The 1,659-nt window shown below is 66.5% G+C and carries 1 pseudogene; it reads left to right on the top strand.

The window, feature by feature from the left end:
- Window positions 1–1,657, top strand: a pseudogene (gene polA, locus JCM19049_RS13510) (DNA polymerase I); the annotation flags it as partial.
- Between the last annotated feature and the right edge of the window lie 2 nt (window positions 1,658–1,659).

Here is a 1,659-nt window from a genome sequence, read left to right as displayed (position 1 = left end):
CAGCGGCGGGGAAGCGGCCGCGCTGGCGCTGACCCACGGCACCGAGTCCGCCTGGATCAGCCTGACTGAACTGGATGAGCAGACCGACCGCGCGCTGGCCGACTACCTGGGGGATCCGCGCGCGCCGAAGGTGCTGCACGATGCGAAGGCCAGCATGCACCTGCTGGCAGAACGCGGTCTGGACCTGGTCGGCGTCGTCGACGACACCTTGATCGGCGCCTACCTGATCCAGCCGGACCGGCGCAGCCACGACCTGGCCGACATCGCCCAGTACCACCTGAAGGCCACCGTCCCGGTGGTCAAGCCGGAGAAGAAGGGGCAGCTGGACCTGGGGATGGGGGTGGACCCGGAGCTGAAGAACGCCACCTTGGCCCAGAGCCAGGCCATCAACGAGCTCTCCGAGTACCTGGTCGGGCGCCTGGAGGAAAAGCACGCCGCACAGCTGATGAAGGACATTGAGCTGCCGCTGGTGCGGGTGCTGTTCGACATGGAGCGGGCCGGGATCGCGGTGGACCGCACGAAGCTGGATGAGCTCTACGACCACTTCACCACCCAGGTGGAGCAGTCCACCCAGGAGGCCTACGACGCGATCGGCCACGAGGTGAACCTCTCCAGTCCGAAGCAGCTGCAGGTGGTGCTGTTCGAGGAACTGGAGCTGCCCAAGACCAAGAAGATCAAGACCGGCTACACCACGGATGCCGAGTCGTTGCAGGACCTGCTGGTCAAGACCGGGCACCCGTTCCTGGTCGCGCTGATGGCCTACCGCGATGCGATCAAGCTGCGCCAGACCGTGGAGGGGCTGCGCAAGTCGATCGCCGACGACGGGCGGATCCACACCACCTACGCCCAGACCGTCGCGGCCACCGGACGCCTGTCCAGCCTGAACCCGAACCTGCAGAACATCCCGATCCGCTCCGAGGAGGGCCGGCGCATCCGCGACGTGTTCGTCGTCGGCGAGGGCTACGACAAGCTGCTGACCGTGGACTACTCGCAGATCGAAATGCGCATCATGGCCCACCTCTCCGGGGATGAGGGCCTGATCCAGGCCTACCAGGACGGGGAGGATCTGCACCGCTACGTCGGCTCGCGGGTGTTCAACGTCAGCCCCGAAGAGGTCTCCAGCGAGATGCGCTCCAAGGTCAAGGCGATGAGCTATGGGCTGGCCTACGGGTTGAGCTCCTTCGGACTGTCCAAGCAGCTGAAGATCACCGTCGACGAGGCCCGCACCCTGATGAAGGACTACTTCGACCGCTTCGGCGCGGTGCGCACCTACCTTCGTTCAGTGGTCGACCAGGCCCGCAAGGACGGGTTCACCGAAACGATCTTTGGGCGCCGCCGCTACCTGCCGGAACTGAACAGCTCCGACCGCCGCCTGCGCGACATCGCCGAACGCGCGGCGCTGAACGCCCCATCCAGGCTCGGCCGCGGACATCATCAAGGTCGCGATGCTGCAGGTGGACGCGGAACTGGCGGCGGCCGGGCTGAAGAGCCGGATGCTGCTGCAGGTTCATGACGAACTGGTGCTGGAGATCGCCGAGGGGGAGCTGGAGCAGGTGCAGGCCCTGGTCACCGAACAGATGGGCAACGCGGCCCAGCTGCGTGTCCCGTTGGACGTGCAGCCCGGCATCGGCCACTCCTGCACGAGGCCGGCCACTAGGG

The sequence above is a fragment of the Arthrobacter sp. JCM 19049 genome (assembly GCF_001310435.1).
Note: the sequence above shows the minus strand (reverse complement) of the source record. Positions and strands in the feature narration are given on the sequence as shown.